Annotated in this window: 18 protein-coding genes and 5 pseudogenes; 12 read left to right on the forward strand and 11 right to left on the reverse strand. The window is 69.3% G+C overall.

Annotation, left to right across the window (positions count from 1 at the left end; all coding sequences use genetic code 11):
- Nucleotides 1-72: 72 nt before the first annotated feature.
- From IO20_RS42210 to IO20_RS38970, 3 genes and pseudogenes are all read left to right on the forward strand, one after another.
- Nucleotides 73-351 (forward strand): annotated as a pseudogene (locus tag IO20_RS42210) (transposase); the annotation flags it as partial.
- Nucleotides 300-536, forward strand: coding sequence for a transposase (locus tag IO20_RS42215; RefSeq protein ID WP_051874735.1), 237 nt, complete (start codon nt 300-302; stop codon nt 534-536). The pseudogene IO20_RS42210 and the gene IO20_RS42215, both read left to right, overlap by 52 nt.
- Before the next feature lie 92 nt (nt 537-628).
- Nucleotides 629-1,362, forward strand: a pseudogene (locus IO20_RS38970) (transposase).
- Between the two features lie 67 nt (nt 1,363-1,429).
- On the opposite strand, the gene IO20_RS0128350 reads toward IO20_RS38970, so the two are convergent.
- Nucleotides 1,430-3,700, reverse strand: a complete 2,271-nt coding sequence (locus IO20_RS0128350; protein ID WP_030554936.1) for an MMPL family transporter — start codon at nt 3,698-3,700, stop codon at nt 1,430-1,432.
- A gap of 175 nt (nt 3,701-3,875) precedes the next feature.
- On the opposite strand from IO20_RS0128350, the gene IO20_RS0128355 reads away from it, so the two are divergent.
- Together IO20_RS0128355 and IO20_RS0128360 are read left to right on the forward strand one after the other, a co-directional pair.
- Nucleotides 3,876-5,048, forward strand: coding sequence for a sensor histidine kinase (locus IO20_RS0128355; RefSeq protein WP_030554938.1), 1,173 nt, complete (start codon nt 3,876-3,878; stop codon nt 5,046-5,048).
- Nucleotides 5,023-5,685: a response regulator gene (locus IO20_RS0128360; RefSeq protein ID WP_030554940.1), complete on the forward strand. Its 663-nt coding sequence runs from the start codon at nt 5,023-5,025 to the stop codon at nt 5,683-5,685. The genes IO20_RS0128355 and IO20_RS0128360 overlap by 26 nt, the downstream gene beginning before the upstream one ends.
- Before the next feature lie 340 nt (nt 5,686-6,025).
- On the opposite strand, the gene IO20_RS0128365 is transcribed toward IO20_RS0128360, so the two are convergent.
- The gene (locus IO20_RS0128365) at nt 6,026-6,583 is read right to left on the reverse strand and encodes a S1 RNA-binding domain-containing protein (protein WP_245685075.1); all 558 of its coding nucleotides are present in this window, start codon (nt 6,581-6,583) and stop codon (nt 6,026-6,028) included.
- Nucleotides 6,584-6,936: 353 nt separating this feature from the next.
- On the opposite strand from IO20_RS0128365, the gene IO20_RS36960 reads away from it, so the two are divergent.
- From IO20_RS36960 to IO20_RS0128380, 3 genes are all read left to right on the forward strand, one after another.
- The gene (locus IO20_RS36960) at nt 6,937-7,323 is read left to right on the forward strand and encodes a hypothetical protein (protein WP_063761444.1); all 387 of its coding nucleotides are present in this window, start codon (nt 6,937-6,939) and stop codon (nt 7,321-7,323) included.
- A 184-nt stretch (nt 7,324-7,507) separates the two neighbouring features.
- Entirely contained in the window at nt 7,508-8,101 is a 594-nt protein-coding gene (locus tag IO20_RS0128375; RefSeq protein ID WP_030554944.1) for a TetR/AcrR family transcriptional regulator, read from the forward strand.
- Between the two features lie 99 nt (nt 8,102-8,200).
- Nucleotides 8,201-8,935, forward strand: a complete 735-nt coding sequence (locus tag IO20_RS0128380; protein WP_030554946.1) for an NADPH-dependent F420 reductase — start codon at nt 8,201-8,203, stop codon at nt 8,933-8,935.
- A 23-nt stretch (nt 8,936-8,958) separates the two neighbouring features.
- Here IO20_RS0128380 and IO20_RS42420 read toward each other — a convergent pair.
- Nucleotides 8,959-9,387 (reverse strand): annotated as a pseudogene (locus IO20_RS42420) (site-specific integrase); the annotation flags it as partial.
- A 515-nt stretch (nt 9,388-9,902) separates the two neighbouring features.
- Complete coding sequence (locus IO20_RS0128390; protein WP_030554948.1) at nt 9,903-10,301, reverse strand: hypothetical protein; 399 nt, start codon at nt 10,299-10,301, stop codon at nt 9,903-9,905.
- A gap of 379 nt (nt 10,302-10,680) precedes the next feature.
- Between IO20_RS0128390 and IO20_RS0128395 the strand changes: the two genes are divergently transcribed.
- Both IO20_RS0128395 and IO20_RS0128405 read left to right on the forward strand, forming a co-directional pair.
- The gene (locus IO20_RS0128395; RefSeq protein ID WP_030554949.1) at nt 10,681-11,226 is read left to right on the forward strand and encodes an MOSC domain-containing protein; all 546 of its coding nucleotides are present in this window, start codon (nt 10,681-10,683) and stop codon (nt 11,224-11,226) included.
- Nucleotides 11,227-12,289: 1,063 nt separating this feature from the next.
- Nucleotides 12,290-13,441 carry a hypothetical protein gene (locus tag IO20_RS0128405; protein ID WP_030554952.1) on the forward strand — a complete coding sequence of 384 codons (1,152 nt, stop codon included), beginning with the start codon at nt 12,290-12,292 and terminating at the stop codon, nt 13,439-13,441.
- Nucleotides 13,442-14,269: 828 nt separating this feature from the next.
- On the opposite strand, the gene IO20_RS0128410 is transcribed toward IO20_RS0128405, so the two are convergent.
- The 5 genes from IO20_RS0128410 to IO20_RS0128430 form a co-directional block, all read right to left on the reverse strand.
- Nucleotides 14,270-15,067 (reverse strand): ABC transporter permease, encoded by a 798-nt coding sequence (locus tag IO20_RS0128410; protein ID WP_030554953.1) that lies wholly within the window; start codon nt 15,065-15,067, stop codon nt 14,270-14,272.
- A complete protein-coding gene (locus IO20_RS0128415; RefSeq protein ID WP_030554954.1) occupies nt 15,064-16,053 on the reverse strand; it encodes an ATP-binding cassette domain-containing protein in 990 nt (329 codons plus the stop codon). The genes IO20_RS0128410 and IO20_RS0128415 overlap by 4 nt, the downstream gene beginning before the upstream one ends.
- A gap of 325 nt (nt 16,054-16,378) precedes the next feature.
- Entirely contained in the window at nt 16,379-16,708 is a 330-nt protein-coding gene (locus tag IO20_RS0128420; protein WP_030554955.1) for a DUF1048 domain-containing protein, read from the reverse strand.
- A gap of 1 nt (nt 16,709) precedes the next feature.
- Nucleotides 16,710-17,066, reverse strand: a complete 357-nt coding sequence (locus tag IO20_RS0128425) for a DUF1048 domain-containing protein (RefSeq protein ID WP_030554956.1) — start codon at nt 17,064-17,066, stop codon at nt 16,710-16,712.
- Nucleotides 17,063-17,389, reverse strand: coding sequence for a PadR family transcriptional regulator (locus IO20_RS0128430; protein ID WP_030554957.1), 327 nt, complete (start codon nt 17,387-17,389; stop codon nt 17,063-17,065). Before IO20_RS0128430 ends, IO20_RS0128425 begins: the two co-directional genes overlap by 4 nt.
- A 334-nt stretch (nt 17,390-17,723) precedes the next feature.
- Here IO20_RS0128430 and IO20_RS38980 point away from each other — a divergent pair.
- Nucleotides 17,724-18,439, forward strand: a pseudogene (locus IO20_RS38980) (transposase); the annotation flags it as partial.
- On the opposite strand, the gene IO20_RS36970 reads toward IO20_RS38980, so the two are convergent.
- Nucleotides 18,403-19,023, reverse strand: coding sequence for a hypothetical protein (locus IO20_RS36970; RefSeq protein WP_245685093.1), 621 nt, complete (start codon nt 19,021-19,023; stop codon nt 18,403-18,405). The pseudogene IO20_RS38980 and the gene IO20_RS36970 overlap by 37 nt on opposite strands.
- A gap of 338 nt (nt 19,024-19,361) precedes the next feature.
- A pseudogene (locus IO20_RS41045) lies at nt 19,362-19,618 on the reverse strand (hypothetical protein); the annotation flags it as partial.
- Nucleotides 19,619-19,796: 178 nt separating this feature from the next.
- Between IO20_RS41045 and IO20_RS0128440 the strand changes: the two are divergent.
- Nucleotides 19,797-20,306, forward strand: coding sequence for an allene oxide cyclase barrel-like domain-containing protein (locus tag IO20_RS0128440; protein ID WP_245685076.1), 510 nt, complete (start codon nt 19,797-19,799; stop codon nt 20,304-20,306).
- Nucleotides 20,307-20,315: the final 9 nt, after the last annotated feature.

Here is a 20,315-nt window from a genome sequence, read left to right on the forward strand (position 1 = left end):
GGGGTGTCTTTCCGATCATCGGATCGTGGTCCGGTCGTGAGGGTCGGCGAGATTTCTGACGCCACCTGGGCGGTGGTTGAACCGTTGCTGCCGTCTGGGGGCCGGGCCCGGGGGCGGTGGCGGGATCACCGGCACGTGCTTGAGGGCATCGTGTTCAAGTTCCGCACCGGTCTGCCCTGGAGGGACCTGCCCGAGCGGTTCGGTCCCTGGCAGACCGTCCATGGACGGTTCGCCCGCTGGGCCGCGGACGGCACCTTCGACCGCCCGCTGTCCGCCGCTCAGTCCCGGGCGGAGGTGGACTGGCTGGTCGCGATCGACTCCACGATCGTGCGGGCCACCAGCTCGCCGGCCGGAAGCGGTGCCGGGAACGGCGCTGCGGCTTCGACAAGGCCGCCTACCGGCGTCGCAACGTCGTGGAACGCTGCTTCCACCGGCTCAAGCAATGGCGTGGCATCGCCACCGGCTACGACAAGCGTCCCGACCGCTACCTCGCCGCCGTCACCCTCGCCAGCACCCTCATCTGGCTCGACACATGATCGCCAAGATGGCCCCTGGGGCGCGTATCGAGACGTGATCAATTTGCGGGATGTGCCTCCGCGGCACGGTCCGGTTGTATAGACGGTCTTACGTGACGCGCGTGCGACTGACCGATCCCGATTGGGAATTCATCGAGCCGTACCTGCCGATCGGCGAGTACGGCCCGTACCCCGAGCGACTGCGGCAGCAGTTCGAGGGCTTGATCTGGCGGTTCAGGACGGGCGGGCAGTGGCGGGAGATGCCGACGGGTTCGGCGCCTGGTCGACCGTCCACAACCGCTTCCGGCAGTGGCGTGACGCCTGTCTCTTCGAGGCCCTGCTGGAGGGCCTGATCACGGAAGAACGAGACCGAAAGTGATCCCGCGCTGGAAGAACGCCGACGCGTCCGGCGTCGGCGGAAACTCCGGCAGAAGGCCGCCCTCCTCGGACGTTCCAGAGGCGGGCAGACCAGCCCGTCCTGAGGAAGGTGCGGGTACGCGGGCCCGTCGGCCGACCCGGCGTCCGGCCGGACGCGGTCGCCGGGGACAAGGCGTACCCGTCCCGCGGAAACCGCGCCCACCTGCGCAAACGCCGTATCAAGGCGGTCATCCCGGAGAAGAAGGACCAGGCCGCCAACCGGAAGAAGAAGGGCTCCGGAGGTGGCCGACCCGTCAGCCACGACGCCGATCTCCACAAGGAGCGGAACACCGTCGAGTACCTGATCAACAGGCTCAAGCATGGCGAGGCAACGCCACCCGATACGACAAATGCCGACAGCTACCTCGCCGGTCTCCACCTGCGCGCCTCGATGATCTGGATCAAGGACCTCACCAGGACCACCCGATGATCACGACTCGATATGCCCCTAGGTGACGCGCTGAGGGACCGGACGCCAAGGGCGGGCAGGAGTTGGGTCAACGGTCAACCAGCCGTGGACGCGGGGCCTCACCCGTGGATTCCGCGTCGGTGTCGTCGGTGCCGACCGGGCCGCGGGGAAGCATCCGGTCCAGCCACTTCGGCAGCCACCAGTTGGTCCGGCCGAGGAGCGTCATGGTCGCCGGTACCAGCACCATGCGTACGACCGTGGCGTCGATGAAGATCGCGGTGGCCAGGCCGAGCCCGAACATTTTGGTGGAGGGGTCCTCTGCGACGGCGAAGGACAGGAAGACCGCCACCATGATGAGGGCGGCCGAGGTGATGATCCGGGCGGTGCGCGAGACGCCCTCAACGATCGCCGTGCCGTTGTCGCCGGTGCGCAGGTACTCCTCGCGTACGCGGGAGAGGAGGAACACCTCGTAGTCCATCGACAGGCCGAACAGGATGGCGAAGAGGAACATCGGGATGAACGACACGATCGGAACCGTCGCTTCCAGCCCGATGAGTGCGCCTCCCCAGCCCCATTGGAAGACCGCGACCATGATGCCGTAGGCCGCGCCGATGCTCAGCAGATTCAGCAGCACCGCCTTGAGCGGTACGAGTATCGAGCGGAAGACCAGCATCAGCAGCAGGAACGACATCGCCAGCACGGCGGCGACGAACACCGGCAGGCGTTGGCTGGTGCGTTGGCCCACATCGGACAGGCTCGCGGCCGCGCCGCCGACGTGGGCCCTGGCCGGGCCGTGCCCGATCGCCGTGGGCAGCACCTCGGTGCGCAGCCGGGCGATGGTGTCGGCCGTGGCCTTGTCCTGAGGGCTGGTGGTCGGGAACACCACGAGGGTCGCGATGCCGGTGGCCCGATCGATGTGCGTCGGCGCGACGGATGCGATGCCCGGATCCGCAGCGACCGTTGCGACGAGTCGGTCCAGCACTCCCGGATCACCGGTGGGGTCCGCGGCGATGACGAGGGGACCGTTGGTGCCCGGGCCGAACCCCTCGGCGACGAGGTCGTAGGCCCGGCGCTCGGTACGGCTGTGGGGCAGTGAGCCGTCGTCGGGCAGGCCGACGCGCAGGCCGAGCACGGGCAGCGTCGCGGTCAGCAGCAGCCCCGCCGCGCCGACCGCGTACGGCACCGGGTGCCGGCCGACGTGCCCGATCCAGCGACGCCACCCGGCGGCGTGGGCGGCGCCTGCCGCCGGGTCCCGCCGCAGTGCGAGTCGGCCCGGCTTCCTGGTCTGCAGAGCCCGGCCGATCCGGCCGGCCCGGGCCAGGCGCGGGCCCGCCGCGCCGAGGAAGGCCGGCAGCAGCGTCACCGACGCGAGCACCATGATCAGGACGACGATCGAGACGGCAAGCCCGCCCACCGTCATGAACGGCACGTTCGCGACCGCCAGGCCGAGGATCGACACGACGACGGTGCCGCCGGCGAAGACCACCGGCCGCCCCGCCGTGGCCACCGCTCGTCCGGCCGCCTCGTGCGGATCGAGCCCGCCCGCGAGGTACTCCCGGTGCCTGGCGAGCACGAACAGCGCGTAGTCGATGCCCACTCCGAGCCCGACCATGCTGCCCAGGACCGGTGCGAAGGTCGGCACGTCCGTGACCCCCGCCAGCACCGTCATCGTGGCGACCCCGACGGTCAGCCCGAAGACCGCCATGCCGATCGGCAGCGCGGCGGCGACGAGCGAACCGAACGCCAGGAACAGGATCGCGGCCGCGGCGAGGAGGCCGATCAGCTCGCTCACGCCGCCGTCGGGGTCGGAGAAGGCGTAGAAGAGGTTCCCGCCCATCTCGATGCGCAGGGGCAGTTCGGCGCGCAGCCGGTCGCCGAGATCGACGAGGGCGTCAAGGTCTTCGGCCGACAGCCGACTCTGGTCGGGGTACTGCACCCGGACGACCGCGATCCGCCCGTCTGCCGAAACGAGACCGCCGCGCACGGCGGTGTCCCCGCCCGCGTCCAGCGCCCCCGCCGGGTCGCTCGTGCCGAGCACGTGCGGCAGCCGCTTCACCTCGGCCCGCAGCCGCGTGAGAGCGGTGCGCGCGCCGTCGTCGTCGAAGAACGTCGCACCGTCGTCGAGGGGGGTGACGACCACTTGGGCGGTCATCCCCTCCTGGCCGGTGCCTGCCCGCTCGATCAGTTCCGCGGCCCGTCGGGAGTCCAGTCCCGGAGCGGTCATCGAGTCCGCGGTCCGCCCGCCGAAGGCGACGGCGGCGAGGACGGCGAGCGTTGCGGCGATCAGCCATGCCGCGATCACCCGCCAGGGATGGCGGGCGGCGCTTGCGCCCAGGCGCAACAGGGCTTTCGAGAGCATCGGGTCCTCCAACCACCTCGTCGGCCGTCCTTGTACGGCCGCCGATACCGAGGCTCGTCGCCACGGCGCTCCGCGGCATCGGCCCGCGGGCCGCGGATCCGTCGGCCCCGGGGCGGAGTGACGACCCGTCCTTTCGGCCGATGCGCGGCACGCCGCGGTCCCTAGGCTGAGAACCGTGCTCCGAGACGACCTGCGAACCCTGTGGACCGAACCCCGGCCGCCCGATCCGCCCGCCCGGGTGCGGCGGGACTGGGCGCTGCTCGCCGTGGGCCTCGCCGGTGTGGCGCTGGAGGCCACCCTGCGCGAGAACGTCGTATGGCGGCCGGTGGCGGTGGTGCTCGCCGCATGGCTGTGCCTGCTGCCCCTGTGGCGCCGGACCCGCCCGCTGGCAATGGTGACGCTGGCGTTCGGCTCGATAGTGCTGCTTCCGGTGGCCTCGCTCGTCGCCGCACCGCCCGAGCCCGTCGGCCTGTACACCGGCATGGTCGTGCTCGTACTGGTGTACGCGCTGCCCCGGTGGGGATCGGGACGCGAGATCGTGCTGGGCGGCGCGGTGATCCTCGCGGCCGGCGCGCTGTGTTCCGTCACGGACGAGAGCCCGGTCTTCGAGAACGTCGTGGGCATCGTCTTCCTGCTGCTGCCCGGCGTGGTCGGGGCCGCCGTGCGGTTCCGTGTGACCGCTCGCGAGCGGCAGTTGGAGCAGGTGCGCTCCCGCGAGCGCGAGCAGCTCGCCCGGGAACTGCACGACACGGTGGCCCACCACGTGTCGGCCATGGTGATCATCGCTCAGGCGGGCCGGGTGCTCGCGGGCACCGACCCGTCCGCCGCCGTCGAGGCGCTGGAGGGGGTCGAGGAGGAAGGGGCGCGCACACTGGAGGAAATGCGCGCCATGGTCGCCGCGCTGCGCGACCGCGGGGTCGGCGCCGAGCTGGCGCCGCCTGCCGGTGTCGCGGATCTGGAGCGCCTGGTGCGCACCCCGGGTGGTCGCCTCAGGGTCGACCTGGGGCTCGACGGCGAGCTGGACGCGCTGCCCCCGGCCGTGGACGCGGCCGTCTACCGGATCGTGCAGGAGTCGGTGACCAACGCGCTGCGCCATGCGGTCGACGCGACCGAGCTCGTCGTCCGGGTCGCCGCGGAACGGCACACGGTACGGGTGAGCGTGCGCGACAACGGCCGGCGCACCGGCCGGGGTCGCGACGGATACGGACTTACCGGATTGCGCGAGCGCGCGACGCTGCTCGGCGGCACACTACGAGCCGGCCCCGGTACCGACCGGGGCTGGCATGTCGACGCCGAACTACCGAGAACGAGGAGCGAGAGCGGTGTCCATTCGCGTCCTCGTCGCTGACGACCAGACGATCATCCGCACCGGGTTGCGGATCATACTGAACGCCCAGCCCGGCATCGAGGTGGTCGGCGAGGCCGCCGACGGGCGGGAAGCGGTACGTCTGGCCCGCGAACTACGCCCCGACGTCTGCCTGTTCGACATCCGCATGCCCGTACTCGACGGGCTCGAGGCCACCCGGCTGGTCGCCGGCCCGGGCGTCGCCGACCCGCTGGCCGTGGTCGTCATCACCACGTTCGACCTCGACGAGTACGTCTACGGCTCGCTGCGTGCCGGCGCCCGCGGATTCCTCCTCAAGGACACGGGACCGGACCTTCTGGCGCAGGCCGTACGGTCGGCGTCCGACGGTGAGGCGCTCATCGCGCCCAGCGTCACCGTCCGTCTGCTCCAGGCATTCGCGGACCTGCCCGCCGGCCGGCCCGTGGTCCAGCCGGTCTCCCCCGTCACCGCCCGCGAGGAGCAGGTGCTCCTCGCCGTCGCTCGCGGGCTGACCAACACCGAGATCGCCGACGCACTGCACATCAGCCTCAGCACGGTGAAGACGCATCTGGCCAGCCTGATGGCCAAACTCGGCGCCCGCAACCGGGTCGAGATCGCGATGTGGGCTTACGAAACGCGCCGTATCCTCCCCGGAACCTGAGCCGGGTGCCGGGCCATGTCCCATGAGTCCCCGCCCGGGCATCAGTGCACCGGTCGGCTCACGTCGGCTCCCCGTGCCTCACCCGCCCCGGAGCGTGACGTACCAGGAGGCCGGAACTGGGACGGTGAGACACCCGATACGACAAGACTCCCGACAGCTACCTCGCCAGTCTCCACCTGCACGCCTCGATGATCTGGATCAAAGACCTCACCAGGACCACCCGATGATCACGACTCGATACGCGCCCTGGGAGGTGTGTCGTTCGAGGTCTCCCTCACCATGCGAAGGTGCGCGTGGAACTGTTGGATTTCCGTCATCCAGACCCGACTTCCGGGGTCCGTCAGGGCGCGGCCCCCCGCTGGGACAGCCTCACCGTTCGGCGCTGCCGGTCGACCCCGACGACGACCACAGCAATCTCTTCACCCACCGTAAGGTCGGCCTCGGGATCGGGGCGGTCAGGGGCCAGCTCGCTCACGTGGACGAGCCCCTCGATCCCGTCAGCGACCTCTACGAAGACACCGAACGGAAGTCGCTGGACGACCCGCCCCGTCAGCTCGCGCCCCACACCGACGCGCTCGGCAAACGCCTGGAAGGGATCGGGCCCCGTGGCCCTGAGCGACAGTCGGGCCTCCCCGTTCCACGTGTCGAACTGGAGGAACTCGCAGGTGACGCGCTCGCCCACCTGAACGACTTCCCACGCGTCGTCGACACGCCGCCAGCTCAGCTCCGGCAGCGTGAGGAACCCGACCCCCGGGAAGCAGGGGTGCGGGGGACCTTCGTCCAGGGCGACGAACACCCCGAACGGTTCGATGGCCGCGACGGTACCGGAAAGCAGGTCTCCCTCCCGTAGCGAGCCCAGGAACTCCCAGAGCTCCGGGTTCTGAGTCGGTCCGATCACGGTGTCCAGCCTTTCACTGTGCGCCCCGGGACCAGAGTCCGGCACCGCTCGTCCTGGCGGGCTTGCCCTACGAGTTGTGGCCTGCGGGTCAGGGCCGGGCGGGCGCGCGGCGGCGCCCACGACTTCTGTACGGGACCCTCCTGGGCCGTACACGGCCCACCTGAGGATCCGTCGGCCTGTTCAGGAGTGCTGCCGGTCTGCGGACCGCGCGGGTCCGTGGCCGGTACGGTGGCAAGCGACCGGAGCGGTGGTGAGTTCCTCAGCGCCCGCCGCCGGCCCGGCCCATGACCCCAACCTCTCCGTACGGCTATCGCGTACTGGGACATCATTTCCTTTGGTGTCCGGATGTGTGGATGGCGAAGAGCAAGATGGAACTGCTGGCCCTCCTGCGCGAAGTTGATGCCCCGGAGCGGCTGGAACGGTCGCTGCACCAGACCGCGCCGCGACCGGCCTCAAGTTCGGGGGCTCGTTGCCGGCTCGAAGCAGACTTCGGGGCCTCGTGCGAGTCCGAGCGGGACACCCAGGACTCCAGCGAGTACGGGCGCGTCCACGTGCCTGCGGACGCGACGGTCTGCGGGACGCGGATCGTGGTCTGCGTGAACAAATTCGGCTCCCTCGCCGAGGTCTGCGCCGACGATCCGGGGGCCTTCCTCGGCACGGACGAGGCCCGCGAGGAGGGGCGCTGGACCTCGGCGACCTCGCCACCGTGGAGCGGGCGCTGGCCGACCTCGGCTACGTGAGCATCCCCGAGGAACTGCTGGAGAGCGACTATGAGTGCTCCAGCGCGCTGGAGCACTTCGCAGCACGGCCCACCTGGGTGAACTGCCCGTTTGACCGGATGCTGCCTCCGGTTTACGCTCGACCGTGTACGGAGGCAGCATCCGTTTTGGGTGCGCCGCAGGATCGCAGGAGACGGGAGTGCGCATGAACGCTGGCGGGCAGCAGGAACGCAGGCCCCGTGCCGATGTCCAGCGCAACCGCGCGGCCCTCCTGGAGACGGCCCAGCGTCACTTCCTGCAGCACGGGGTCGGCACCTCCCTGGAGGCGGTGGCCAAGGAGGCGGGCGTCGGACCCGCCACGCTGTACCGGCATTTCCCCACCCGGGAGGCGTTGCTCGCGGCCGTGCTGCAGACGCGATCCGAGGAGTTCGTGGCCCGCCGGGCCGGCATCGAGCAGCTCGACAACGCCGCCGAGGCGCTGGAGCGGTGGCTGCGGGCGATGGAGGAGTACCTCAGCGCCTTCAGCGGACTGCCGGACCCGCTCATGGCCGCGGCTCGGGCCCAGGATCCGGACAACCCCCTCACGATTCCCTGCGACATCCTCATCTCCGCCACCGATCAGTACGTGCGCGCCGCGCAGCGCGCGGGGCACGTGCGCGCCTCGGTGCAGGGGTACGACCTGTTCCTCGCGGCCTGTTCCGTTGCCTGGATCAAGGGCACCGGCACCGAGGAGAAGTCACTCGACCGCCTCCGCATGCTCATCGCGAGCGGCTACCGCGAGCAGGACCCCGGGGCGTAAACCGCCACACGCCCCGGCCACGACCCGGCAGCCCGCCCCGCACACCCACCACATCACGCCACCCCTACGGGGGCAGCACAGCCTCCTAAGGGACAAATCATGAAAATTGCCGTTATAGGTGCAGGTGCCATTGGCGGGAACCTCGCCGTCAAGCTCAGCACGGCCGGTCACGACGTCCAGGTTGCCGACGCCCGCGGCCCCGAGGCCATCCGGGCCGAGGTGCTTGAGTCCGGGGCCCGCGCGGCAGAGCTGACCGACGCCGTCCAGGGCCAGGACGTCATCATCCTGGCCATCCCGTTCGGGGCGGCGGCGAAGCTGGCCGGCCTGTTCGCTGCGGTCTCCGACGAGACGGTGGTCGTCGACACCTCGAACTACTACCCGCACCTCAGCGGGCAGATCGAGGCCGTGGACAACGGGGAGGTGGAGAGCGTGTGGAACGCCGAGCAGCTCGGGCGGCCCGTGGTCAAGGCCTGGAACGCCGCCCTGGCCGAGACTCAGCGCACCCGGGGCCTTCCGGCCGGAACGCCGGGCCGCATCGCCATCCCCGTCGCCGCCGACTCCGAGCAGGCGCGGCGCGTGGCCATGCAGCTCGTGGACGACACCGGCTTCGACCCCTACGACGCCGGTGTGCTGGCCGACTCCTGGCGTCAGCAGCCCAACAGCCCCGCCTACTGCACCGAGCTGACCCTCGACAAACTGCCGGGGGCCCTGGCCGCAGCCGACCGCGTCAAGGACACGGCCGTCCGCGACAGTTTGCCGGAGCGCTTCGCCGCCCTCCCGGCCGACTTCATGCTGGACGACGTCGTCGAGATGAACCGCGCCGCCCACCGCTGACTCACCGGGCAGCCAACCCGTGCTCAGCGGTTCCGGTCGCCCGGCGCGAGCATGCTGGTGCCCTCCGCGATCGCCTCCGCCGAGGACTGGAATTGCCTCCGTGCGTTCTCCGCCTCCTCGTGCCGGGACTTCGCCGGCATGCGCAGGCTCGCCTCGCCCTCGCCGAGGTGGGTCGGGCCGGAGTGTGGCCACTCATGTAGATCCCAGCCGGTGCGCGTGCGGCAGCGTCCGTGCCGGTCCGCAGGAGAGGCGGGCGAGCCCAGTGTCCGGGCAGACGTCGCGCGGTGCGAGGACACTGCCCGGGCCTGACTGGCGGTGGATGACGAACACCGGTCCCGCGCGTACGTCCCTTGTGCAGACGGGGCAGCCGCCGGGCCCGTGTCCCAGTGAACAGTCTCCGGGACGAAGTCCTCGCGGGCGGCGCTACGGCGACGCGTAGGCGGACGGGCACCGGCGACTACCAGTACGTCGTCGCCACCCGGGGACCACCACATCGACCCCGGTAGCCACTTCTCCGACACCCCCGGCTTCAGAGACAGCTTCCCCGTCCACTGCACGGCCGGCGGCGAGGGCTGCGCGAGTTCCACCCCCGACTTCGCCCCGCCGCGACCCGGTGCAGGGCGACGCCGTCTTCGTCAAGGGCGCCGCACAGCCCCTCCAGGTGCGGCTTCGGCGGATCGGGGGCGTGAGGTGCCTGGTCGATGGCGGTGCACCGGCGTCGATTTCGGCAACGGAGTCTGGGACGCCCTGGCCACGGCCACTCCGAAGAAGATCGAGATGCCGAACGGTGTTGTTCCTGGATGTTGGTGTGACAGTACGGGCTGAGCGCGGACTTGGCCCGGGCACCGCACGTCAAGCAGACCGGCCACCTGTGCAGTTGGTCTGTTCACGAGCGTGGGCCGCGCCCGCTCGACGTAGATCGCTGTCGTCTCCGCGGATGCGGCCCTCGCGCGGTGCCCGTGGTGGATCAGGAGTGGCTCCAGATGAGGCCGCCCTTTTCCTTGGTGCTGCTGCCCTTCACCGTGACCGCCCACATCTGGATGGGCCGCCCTTCAGGTTCGATGTTGCCGCTGATCCAACCGGTGCAGTAAGGGGCGTTGTGACCACGGGTTGAGGCGATGCGGTCGATGGTGCCGTTCCGGTCGATGTCGAGCCAGGCCTCGATTCCCCACCCGTCGGCCGTGGTGTCACAGGCGCGGATCGAGTCACCGGGTATTCCGTTGTACGGGTCGGCGTTCCACTCGGCGTAGCCGCCCTCCGTGACGGCGCGTTGCGGGGCTGCTGTGGCAGTGCCCTGTGCGGCGAACACGAGAGCAGCGGTGGTGGCGGCCACGGCAATGAGGCGGCCACGGGTCAACTGGTGCATGGATCCCCCATGAGAGTGGAGGGAGTGACCATTGTGATCAACTCCTGTAGAGCGAAGATACGCTTGCGCGGCCTCACTCAGGGGCGGCCTCACCCGCGGCATCCACAGTCGGCTCGCCGACTTGAAGGAACCGCCCCACCCCTTCGTCGGGGCAAGACCGCCGACGAGAGCCACGGCAAGGTCGCCGCCTGCTGCCACCGAATCTCTGACACAGGTCATCAGATCCTGTCGCTTGGATGTCGGGTGACGGAACGCGGACGGATTCCTTACGCGCTTGCACATCCGCGCCGGACGAGGTCTCTCACGGCATGCCTCACTCACGGGGCAGACTGCACCACGTCTACGATCGACCGGCTACGGAACAACCACAGGGGGCGTGATGACTGGTCAGGTCACCGCAGTGAGCCGCAACGAGACGTACTCGTTCAGCAAGTCCAATCGCGATGTCATCACGCTGCTCACGGGGCTCGGAGTGGAAGGAGACGTTCACGCAGGCGAGACGATCCGCCACCAGTTCCGTATGACCTACGAGCCGGACCTGCCCAACCTGCGCCAGGTCCACCTGATGCACGAAGAACTCTTCGAGGAGCTCGCGCTCAAGGACTTCGAGGTCTCCGCGGGCCAACTCGGCGAGAACATCACCACGCGCGGCGTGGACCTGTTGGGCCTGCCCACCGGCGCTCTGCTCCATCTGGGAGAGCAGGCGGTTCTCGAGGTGACGGGACTGCGCAACCCGTGCTCGAAGATCAACGACTTCCGCAAGGGGCTGCTCGGCGAGGTCTTCGCCATGGACCCCCTGTCCGGCGAGTTCACGTTCAAGTGTGGCGTCATGGCCGTGGTCCGCCGGGGAGGAATCGTCCGCCCCCACGATTCGATCCAGGTCGAACCCCCGCCCCTTCCCCACCGCCCGCTGGAGCGGGTCTAGGCCCTTCTTCCGTGATCCTGGGCGTGCCCAGATGAAGATCGCGGTGAGGCCGCTCGGTCCGGAACGAACCGAGCGCTTCGGGAAGGTCCCGCCAGGGCGAGCCAGTTCGGTACTTCCAGGCGGCCGGCATCGGTCGCGGGCGGGGCCATCCGGTCCACCTCCGCGAGCGGGGTGAGGAGGCCGCCGCGCGGGCGGCCAGGCTCCACCCTTCGGCGTCGGTCTGGGGGAGCCGGTCACCACCAGGGCGCCGTCACCATCCCGCCGAGCAGCGCGGAGGGTCGGCTCCGGTGCGAAATAGCGCAGTTTACCTGCTACGTACAGCTCGTACCGGTAGTGCCTGGCGCGCTTGAGGTCACACCGCTGCTGTGGTCGGCGTCCGGCAGAACGAGCTCCGCGAAGCCGCGACCGCCGCTCAGGACGCCCCGGGTCGCGATCTTCCCGGCGAAGACCAGGGGGTCGGCGCCTACGATGATGTGGACGGCGTCGCCGTGCCACTGCTCGACGGGGTGGATCCGGTCGGCGCGGACTGCGGCGGACAGCGGGCGGTCGATGCCGGCCGGGGCCCGCCGCGTCGAGGGTGATGGGGTCGACGTGCTCGGCGCCGGCGGCGGTGTAGGCGGTCGACCAGTGCGGGTGCCGGCTGGGACCCGGCGTGAAGACGGCCCCCGTACGGGCCGTCGCCTCGGTGGCGGCATCCACGAGCACGGCGAACGGACGCCCGGGCCAGCCGCTGAGCGACAGCCACTCCCCCTCGGAGAGCTTGCAGCCGGCCGCGGCCGACGCGGCCTCGGTCGCCTCGGCCAGGAGCACCTCGGCTCGGGTGATTCTGCCGTCCGCGGGATCGTGCCCGGTGAACGGGCGCGTAGGCGTCGGCGATCGCCTTGTAGTCCGTGGGGAGCTCTCTGCCGAGCTCCTGCTCCAGGCGAAGCCACGCGGCAGGGTCGGCACATCGGTTCTCCGCCGCCAGAAGCGTGCCCGACCGTACCGGTGCGGCCCGATGGACTTTGCCGCTCGGGCTGCGGACCATACTGGTCGAGCACTGATCACCCACCTGGACGGTTCCATGGCCAAGAGCAGTTCTTCATCGACCACTGTCCCCGACACCGTGTGGCTCGCGCGCGGGCGTCACCTCGGACCCGATGCCGAGCGGGACGTCCGGCGCAACCTGCTCGCCCTCAAAGCGGCTGGGGTGGTCGATGACTTCCTGGACCTCGACCCGATCGAGGCGGCCCGCTCCACCGATCTGTTCCCTCGGGACGAGTCCGCCGATGCCGGCCCTTCTGCCCGCCGGCTCTTCGAGGCCCGCTGGCGGGTGGCCGACGGTGTCACGGTGCGCGCTCAACTGACCACGTATGAGCCGGAAACCCGCCGCGTTGAGAGTGACGGCGTCGCATGGGTGCTCGCCGCCGAGGCGGAACGGGCGTGGGAAGCGACCTGGCCCTCCCCCGCCACCGCGTTCTGGCCAGACAGCGACCAGGTCGCCTGGGATCACGAGATGGTGCCCGGCGTACGTCTGCGGAGTGCGAACCACCTGCCGAAGGACGACGGCGAGTTGCGGCGCCTGCTGCGGGACTGTACCCGGCAGAGCTGGTTCATCCATGTCGTGGTGCACGAGGCGATGACACCGGACGCGCGGGGACGGCGGCCGATCACGGCGTTCCTGCCACCGAGCCTGCGGCACCAGGTGGTCGAGCACCGGGCCACGCCGGAGCAGGCGCTGATCGCCGACTTCGCGATGAAGCGTGAGCTGGGCGTGGGGCTACCGCGCGGCGGGGCCGTCGTCCTGTCCTCGACGCCGCAGGTCCCGGGCTATGACGCGGAACGCTTCACCGTACGCGACGTCTTCCTGGACGGTACGGAGCCGACGCAACTCCTGCATGCGATCACGGAGTTCGCCTCGCTGCCGCGACCGCTGCCGGACGACGCCGCACAGGTCCTGACACGACTGCGGCAAAGCTGGCACCTGCTCACCCCGGACGAGGAGCTTGCCCACGCACGGGCCATGGTCACCAGGTACGCCAAGGCGCTCGAAGCCATGACGGCATCCTGTGACCTGTACCGTGAAGCGGCCGAGTCGGCGCTCGCCGCGCTCGCCGAGACGACCGGCGGAAGCGACGCGCCCCGGACGCCCATGCCTGTTGCGGCCGAGCAGAGCACCTCACCGCTGAAATCCCTCACGAAGACGCTCGGCCTCTTCCGCAATCCGAACCGATAGCGGATCGGACGGGGATCTCCCGTACTGTCCGCACGGTCAGTGCACGCGCGTCATGCCCTGACGCCCCGGTCCACGCTGCTGAGAACGACCACGCGCAGCGGGCCGGCGCGATACGACGCAGACGCTCGCGAGCCTGCTCGCGCCCGGCGGAGGCAACCGCCGGACCGTGTGCCCCTGTTCCTGCTCGGTGGCGACGGTTCCGGCGGTGAGGAGCGTCGCGGGCGGCGAGGCATCCTCCGCCGCCGACGGTCCACAGGAGTTCCCGCGTCCCTCGGCGGCGATCAGCATAGAGAGCCGGTCCGCCCGAACAGAGGACGCTCCCTCAGTCGGCCAAGGATGCCTACAGCCCGGGGTCCGTACCTCCTGAACCGGTCCGATTCACCTGAGGCTGCGGTGGTGGAGCGAGGAAGCGGCGAAGCCATCACCCTCGCCGCACCGCGAGCGTTGCGATGCCTCCGGTGAGAGCGGCGCAGGATCTGGACGCTGCTCTCCACGCGAGCTCCGCGGAGCGGCACTCCCGCCGCCTGACCCGGTCGACCGGCTCCCCGCGAGTGGACCGCCGGCGGCATCCGAGCAGACACCGCTGGGTGAGGAGTTTCAGGGTGACGAGCGTGTGCTTCCTGGGCGAGGCGCACGGCTCTTGAGGAGCGCGCTGTGGGCGCCGGCGGCCTCCTGCGCCGCTGGCTCTGCAGCCAGCTGACCGTGGCGTACGTCGAGGCCTGGGCCGGCCTGCGGGCACGGCGCGGCGCGGCCCGCAGGCCTGAAGGGCATCGTCGAACCCCGTGGCATCTGCGCTGCGGGAGGCGGGCCCGTGCGGTCATTGGTGGGCTACTTCGGGTCGCGGTTGAACAACGCCGTCGACCAGCGGTAGCCGAGCGCGGTGAGTGCCACGCACCAGGCGATCGCGAGCCAGCCGTTGTGGCCGATCTCGGTGCCGAGGAGCAGGCCGCGCAGGGTCTCGATGGCCGGCGTGAAGGGCTGGTACTCGGCGATCGGCTGGAACCAGGCCGGCATGGTGTCGGCCGGGATGAAGGCGCTGGAGACGAGCGGGAGGAGGATCAGCGGCATGGCCATGTTGCTGGCCGCCTCGGGGTTCGGGCTGGCCATGCCCATGCCGACCGCGATCCAGGTGAGCGCGAGCGCGAACAGCGCGAGAAGTCCGAACGCCGCCAGCCATTCCAACGCCGTGGCGTCGGTCGACCGGAAGCCGATGGCCACCGCGACGGCGCCGACGAGGACCAGGCTGGCGAGCACCTGCAGCACGCTGCCGACGACGTGCCCGATGAGCACCGAGCCGCGGTAGACCGCCATCGTCCGGAAGCGGGCGATGAGACCCTCGGTCATGTCCATGGAGACGGCGATCGCGGCCCCGATCACGGTGCTGCCGATCGTCATCATCAGGAGGCCGGGAACGATGTAGGCGATGTAGTCGGAGCGGTCGGCTCCGCCGCCACCGATGCCCGCGCTCATCACGTCGCCGAAGATGTAGACGAAGAGCAGGAGCAGCATGATCGGCGAGAGCAGAAGGTTCAGGGTCATCGACGGGTAGCGTCTGGCATGCAGGAGGTTCCGGCGCAGCATCGTGTTCGAGTCGCGGACAGCGAGGGCGAGGGCGAGGGCGCTCATCGGGCGTTCTCCTTGTTCTGGCTGTTGCCGGTGAGGGCGAAGAACACGTCGTCGAGGTCGGGGGTGTGGAGGGTGAGTTCGTCGGCTTCGATGCCGAGGGAGTCGAGCCAATCGAGGACGGAGCGCAGTTCGCGCTGGGTGCCGTCACTGGGGATCTGAAGCGTGAGGGCGTCTTCGTCCCCGGTGACCTCGCGCAGCGCGGAGGCGGCGGACTGGTACGCGACCGGGTCGGTGAAGCGGAGCCGGATGTGCCCGCCCGGGATGAGCCTCTTGAGCTCCTCGGCGGTGCCCTCGGCGACGATCTTGCCGTCGTTCAACACAGCGATGAGGTCGGCGAGTTCGTCGGCCTCCTCCAGGTACTGGGTGGTGAGGAAAACGGTCACACCGTCGGAGACGAGGTCGCGGATGATGCCCCACATGTTGTGGCGGGAGCGCGGGTCGAGCCCTGTCGTCGGCTCGTCGAGGAAGATGACCCGCGGGCTGCCGACCAGTGTCATCGCGAGGTCGAGGCGGCGCTTCATGCCGCCGGAGTAGGTCGAGGCGGGCTTCTTGGCGACTTCGGTGAGGTCGAAGCGTCCGAGGAGTTCGGCGGCGATCCGGCGCCCTTCGGCCTTGGGCAGGTGGTGCAGGTCGGCCATGAGGAGCATGTTCTCCTCGCCGGTGATCAGGCCGTCGACGGCGGAGAACTGCCCGGTGACGCCGATGGCGGCGCGGACCCCCTGCACATCGGTGCCCAGGTCATGTCCGAGGACGTGCGCTTCGCCGGCGTCGGCGGTGATGAGGGTGGAGAGGATCTTGACGGCGGTGGTCTTGCCGGCCCCGTTCGGGCCGAGCAGCGCGAACACCGATCCGGCCGGAATGGTCAGATCGATACCGCCGAGGACGATTTTCTCGCCGTATGACTTGCGCAGACCGACGGCGGAGACGGCGGCCGACGCCGGTTGACCGTCTCCCCTTCTGGGCGTGGGCATGACAGATGAAGGCATGGTGGTTTCCTTTCGGAGACTGAAGACACAGGGGGAACAGAAGCTGTTTCGGACCCCGCTCGAGTGACGGCCCGTATCGCACGCCAGTCGTGTCGTCCTGGGGAATGGTGCCGAACGGCCCGCCGCCGGAGACCTGTCCGCCGGGGGCCTGGGCAGGACTGAGGCAAGGAGCGCCGGCCTGCTCGGCGACCCCGGTGGCCACGATCTGCGGCGGCGTCCGGCGTTCAGTCGGCACGCACGTGTTCACGTTGCGCCGAAGTGAACGAACCGCGTGCGTGGGCTACTGCGCCCACTGACATGAGGCGACGGTGGCTACTGCACGTTGCTACCGGTTCTTGTCGCTACCGAGATTCTTGCTGATGGACTCCTGGTAGACGTCCGCATAGGTGCGTGAGTCCTTGACCAGGTCGTCGCAGAATGCGGCGACGTCGTCGCCGATGAGTTCCAATACCCCCTTGCCCGAGGCGACGCCCTCCTCGAAGAAGTCGACGATCCCGGGGAGCAGGGGTCCGTCAGGCAGGTCGACCGGTCCGACCTTGAACAGGTACTTCTGCATCTCCTTGTAGACAATCTGGTAGTCCGGCGGGAGCGCTTTGACCCGAGCCATGTGCGCCCGCCACTGCTTCTTGCCCTCGATGATGTCCTGGATGCCCACGTCAGTCTCCCAGCCGGCTCAGTTTCCTCGCGACGTTCCTGTTCAACTGCTCGCGCCACCGGTCGCGATAGGTTCGGGCCCCTTCGCCACCGGCCAGCGCCGCGCTGAAGCCCCGGATGTCGTCGCCGAGGACCTCGTGGACGCTCTGCCCGTCCGCCGCCGTTTCTTCGAGCAGCCCCAGGGCGGCGTCGAGGATCGGCATCAGGTTGCGGCCGGTGAAGTTCCCGTGAGGAAGAAGGTGGCCCTTGATCTGTTCCCACGCCGCCTGATAGTCGTCCGGCAGGGCCTTGGCCCGGACTTCGAATGCCTTCCAGTCCCTGGTGAGATCACTTCCCGTGATGGTCTCCCAGAAGCTCATCTGCCGCCCTCCTTGAGCTTGTCGATGCGCGATGAGACGTACTGCCATTTCGTCCAGAACTTCGCGAGTTCCTCGCGTCCCGCGTCGTTCAGCGCGTAGAACTTGCGCGGCGGACCGACCCCGGACGGCCGCTTCGTCACCTGGACGAGTTTGTTCCTCTCCAGTCGCAGCAAGATGGTGTACACCGTCCCCTCGACGACGTCGACAAAGCCGAGCTCGTTCAGCTGACGCGTGATGGCGTACCCGTAGGTCTCCTCACTGCCGATGATCTCGAGCACGCACCCTTCGAGCGTGCCCTTCAGCATCTCCGTCAGGTCGTCCATCCGGAGTCCTCCTCGGTGTAGCGGTACTGCGTAGCACCGAGTACCACTATACGGTACCACCGAGTACCGGAAGGTGTCAGCGTGGCGGGCTCGCCTGTGCCGGATGGGGCGGTCGCGCTGCCACCGTCCCGCTCGAGGGATCCAAGCGGCTGTTCCAGAGCCTCCACGCCGGACGGTCGATCAACAGCTCGGCCTTCGAGGAGCCGTACCGACTGGACGAGACGGGTCGCAAGCGGATCCCGCAGCTGCCCACTGCGGCGTACGACCCCAGCTGGGCGTGCGCTCAACTCGACCAGTGGACCTTCCTTCGGATCATCTGATCGCCGGTTGACGTATGTCGTTGACTGACGCCCAGTGGGTGAGGATCGAGCCACCGCTGCCGGACCGGACACCGAAGCAGGGTGGGCGGTGGCGTGATCACCGGCAGGTGATCGACGCGATCGCGTTCAAGTACCGCACCGGACGCCCTGTATGAACCTGCCCGAGCGCTTCGGCTCGTGGAAGGCGCCCACAACCGCCTGCGGAAGTGGGCGGCCGACGGCACCTGGGAGAAAGTCTTCACCGCCCCGCTCGCCCAGGCCGACGCCGAAGGCGACCTCGACTGGATCGTCTCGGTCGACTCCACCCTCGTGCGCGCCGGGGGCCGTCAAAAGGGGCCCCGGCCGGCGAGCCGGACGACCATGCCGTCGGAGGGTCCCGCGTTTCCCGAGGTCATGGCCCAATTACGGGTGCCGCGGCCGATAGACCGGCCCCGGACCACCCCGTATGTGGTCCTGGCCGACAAGGCTTACTCATCCCGCGCGATCCGCACCCATCTCCGCAGGCGTGGGATCCGGGCGGTGATCCCGAGCCCTCTGATCAGATCGCCAAACGCAAGAAGCGAGGCCGATCCGGCGGTCGTCCGCCTGCCTTCGACCGCGAGGCCTACAAACAGCGCAACTCCGTCGAGCGATGCATCAACAAACTCAAGCAGGGCACGGCCTGGCCACCCGATACGACAAGACCGCCTCCATCTACCTCGCGGGACTCCACATCGCCGCCATCTTCATCTCGTCAGCCCGATGTTCCGGAGATTCCCTCGCTGGGGTTCCAACGCGGCGCCTGGTCGTCCGGGGTGCCTGGGCTCGCGAAATGGAAGGGAACGCCAAGGTGAGCGGCAAAGCCGCCCCCACCTGTTCGGCGACAACCGCCGCTGGATGGCGGTCACCTCCAGCCGAATCCTGCCCCGGATATCGTTCGGCGCTGCGCCAAGTGATGGCTGCCAGGGGCGTTTCCTCCCCAGGCTGTTCAGGGATGGCCAGCAGAACCACGAACCAATCATCGACGGTGTCACCGTCCCAGATCGCTTCGATTGCCGCGACACGGCCAGCGACCCCAGCGGCCCGAACAGTCAAGGAATCCAGGTCCACAGGGCTTTCCGGGGTACGGGCGATCCTGTCTCCGAAGTGGACGTACCGCTCGTTGACAATTGCTTGCGCGGTGGCGGCCCCAACGCCGTCCCTGATCAAGCCGACATCGACGAGAAGGCTGACAGCAGGGAACAAGGCATCCCGCAGGACATGTCCGTCGACCTCGTCACGGATCCCCTGCGGCAGCCTGGCCCACCACTCCATCCGCGCCTGCTTACCCATCATGAGGAACCTCATCCCCTTACGGCCCTCACCGCAGAGGCCCCGTCATCACCCTACGTACGCGTCAAAGCCCTCCGCAGACCCAAATTCATCAAGATCCGAAAAAGACGTCCTAGTATTCGCTGAACGAAAGGGGCGGCCTCCCCCGCCGCCGCCGTCGAGGCCCCGGTCGTGTCGTGCGATACAGCCGAAGCAAAGGCGGGGATGAAGGGGATCACGTTTCCTGCCTGGCACGGAAAGCACTACGTGACCGTGGCTGAGCTACTGGTTCGCCTCGGCAGCTTCGGCCCGGAGCTGACGTGGCGCGTCGAATTCGACGAGATCATCGATCCTCGCTGCGCTCAGCGAACTTCGCCACCACTACCCGGATTCCACAGGCCTCTGAGCGGCCTTCGCTCCGGATGGAGCCATAGAGGGACCGCCGCCACGGTTGCCGTCCCGCAGAAGACGTACGCCCGCTTGCCGAAGCGCGTGGCGATGGCTCGGGAGTTCTTGAGCCGGTTGATGGTCGCTCGATTTCGTTGCGGCGGCGATAGATCGTCTTGTCGAATCCTGTGGGTCGGCCGTCTTGGCTGCCGCGGCGCCGGCGGTTGGCCGCTGCCGACGGCTCGCCGGGGATGGACCGGCTGTCACTCCGTCCTGCAACGTCCGTCTGCAGCTGCGCGGCTCCTCGTCCGATTGGTCGGATCTTGCGGTTGTCGTGCCAGGTGTGGCGCAGCTGAGGTTATGAATGCGTCACCGGACCATCCATGAGCGTCAACCTCAGGAGCCACACGATGCCCCCCATCAGAGCAGCCTGTCTCGGCACGACCACTGCGCTCGTCACCCTTCTCGCCTGCGCCCCTGTCGCGGTCGCCTCCGCCACGGGCATTGATTCCGCCCACGCCACGGGCAAGGACCGGGTCATCACGCTCATCGGCCGACTCGCGGAGCAGTCCCGCTTCCCCGTCAACCCCGGCGGTGCCCCCGCCCAGGGCGATCGGACCGTCGTCCGCTCGACCCTCTTCGACGAGGCCGGCAAGCAGGTCGGCGAGACCGCCGGCACCTGCACCACGACCCGCGTCGCCGACGGCGGAGCGGAGGTGTGCATCGTGACCTACACCCTCCCGGACGGTCAGATCTCCGTGCAGGGCATGGTCTTCGGCCATCTGGTCCCGGGTCCTCCCCCTTCGTTCGACAACGCGATCACCGGCGGCACCGGGAAGTACGACCGGGCTCGTGGCTCGGTGCACGCCGACACGATCGCTACGGGCACGAGGCGCTTCACGATCGACCTCAAGGGCTGACTGGGCTTG

The sequence above is a fragment of the Streptomyces exfoliatus genome (assembly GCF_000725545.1).
GTDB classification, from domain to species: Bacteria; Actinomycetota; Actinomycetes; order Streptomycetales; family Streptomycetaceae; genus Streptomyces; species Streptomyces exfoliatus.

Bases quoted from the DNA above. Each gene is read 5' to 3' on its own strand.
- IO20_RS0128375 (WP_030554944.1), top strand. From the start codon at position 7,508: ATGAACGCTGGCGGGCAGCAGGAACGCAGGCCCCGTGCCGATGTCCAG.
- IO20_RS0128410 (WP_030554953.1), bottom strand. From the start codon at position 15,067: ATGAGCGCCCTCGCCCTCGCCCTCGCTGTCCGCGACTCGAACACGATG.
- IO20_RS0128425 (WP_030554956.1), bottom strand. From the start codon at position 17,066: ATGAGCTTCTGGGAGACCATCACGGGAAGTGATCTCACCAGGGACTGG.
- IO20_RS0128350 (WP_030554936.1), bottom strand. From the start codon at position 3,700: ATGCTCTCGAAAGCCCTGTTGCGCCTGGGCGCAAGCGCCGCCCGCCAT.
- IO20_RS36960 (WP_063761444.1), top strand. From the start codon at position 6,937: ATGGCGAAGAGCAAGATGGAACTGCTGGCCCTCCTGCGCGAAGTTGAT.
- IO20_RS0128440 (WP_245685076.1), top strand. From the start codon at position 19,797: ATGCCCCCCATCAGAGCAGCCTGTCTCGGCACGACCACTGCGCTCGTC.
- IO20_RS0128395 (WP_030554949.1), top strand. From the start codon at position 10,681: ATGACTGGTCAGGTCACCGCAGTGAGCCGCAACGAGACGTACTCGTTC.
- IO20_RS0128430 (WP_030554957.1), bottom strand. From the start codon at position 17,389: ATGGACGACCTGACGGAGATGCTGAAGGGCACGCTCGAAGGGTGCGTG.
- IO20_RS0128415 (WP_030554954.1), bottom strand. From the start codon at position 16,053: ATGCCTTCATCTGTCATGCCCACGCCCAGAAGGGGAGACGGTCAACCG.
- IO20_RS0128405 (WP_030554952.1), top strand. From the start codon at position 12,290: ATGGCCAAGAGCAGTTCTTCATCGACCACTGTCCCCGACACCGTGTGG.
- IO20_RS0128390 (WP_030554948.1), bottom strand. From the start codon at position 10,301: ATGCACCAGTTGACCCGTGGCCGCCTCATTGCCGTGGCCGCCACCACC.
- IO20_RS36970 (WP_245685093.1), bottom strand. From the start codon at position 19,023: ATGATGGGTAAGCAGGCGCGGATGGAGTGGTGGGCCAGGCTGCCGCAG.
- IO20_RS0128380 (WP_030554946.1), top strand. From the start codon at position 8,201: ATGAAAATTGCCGTTATAGGTGCAGGTGCCATTGGCGGGAACCTCGCC.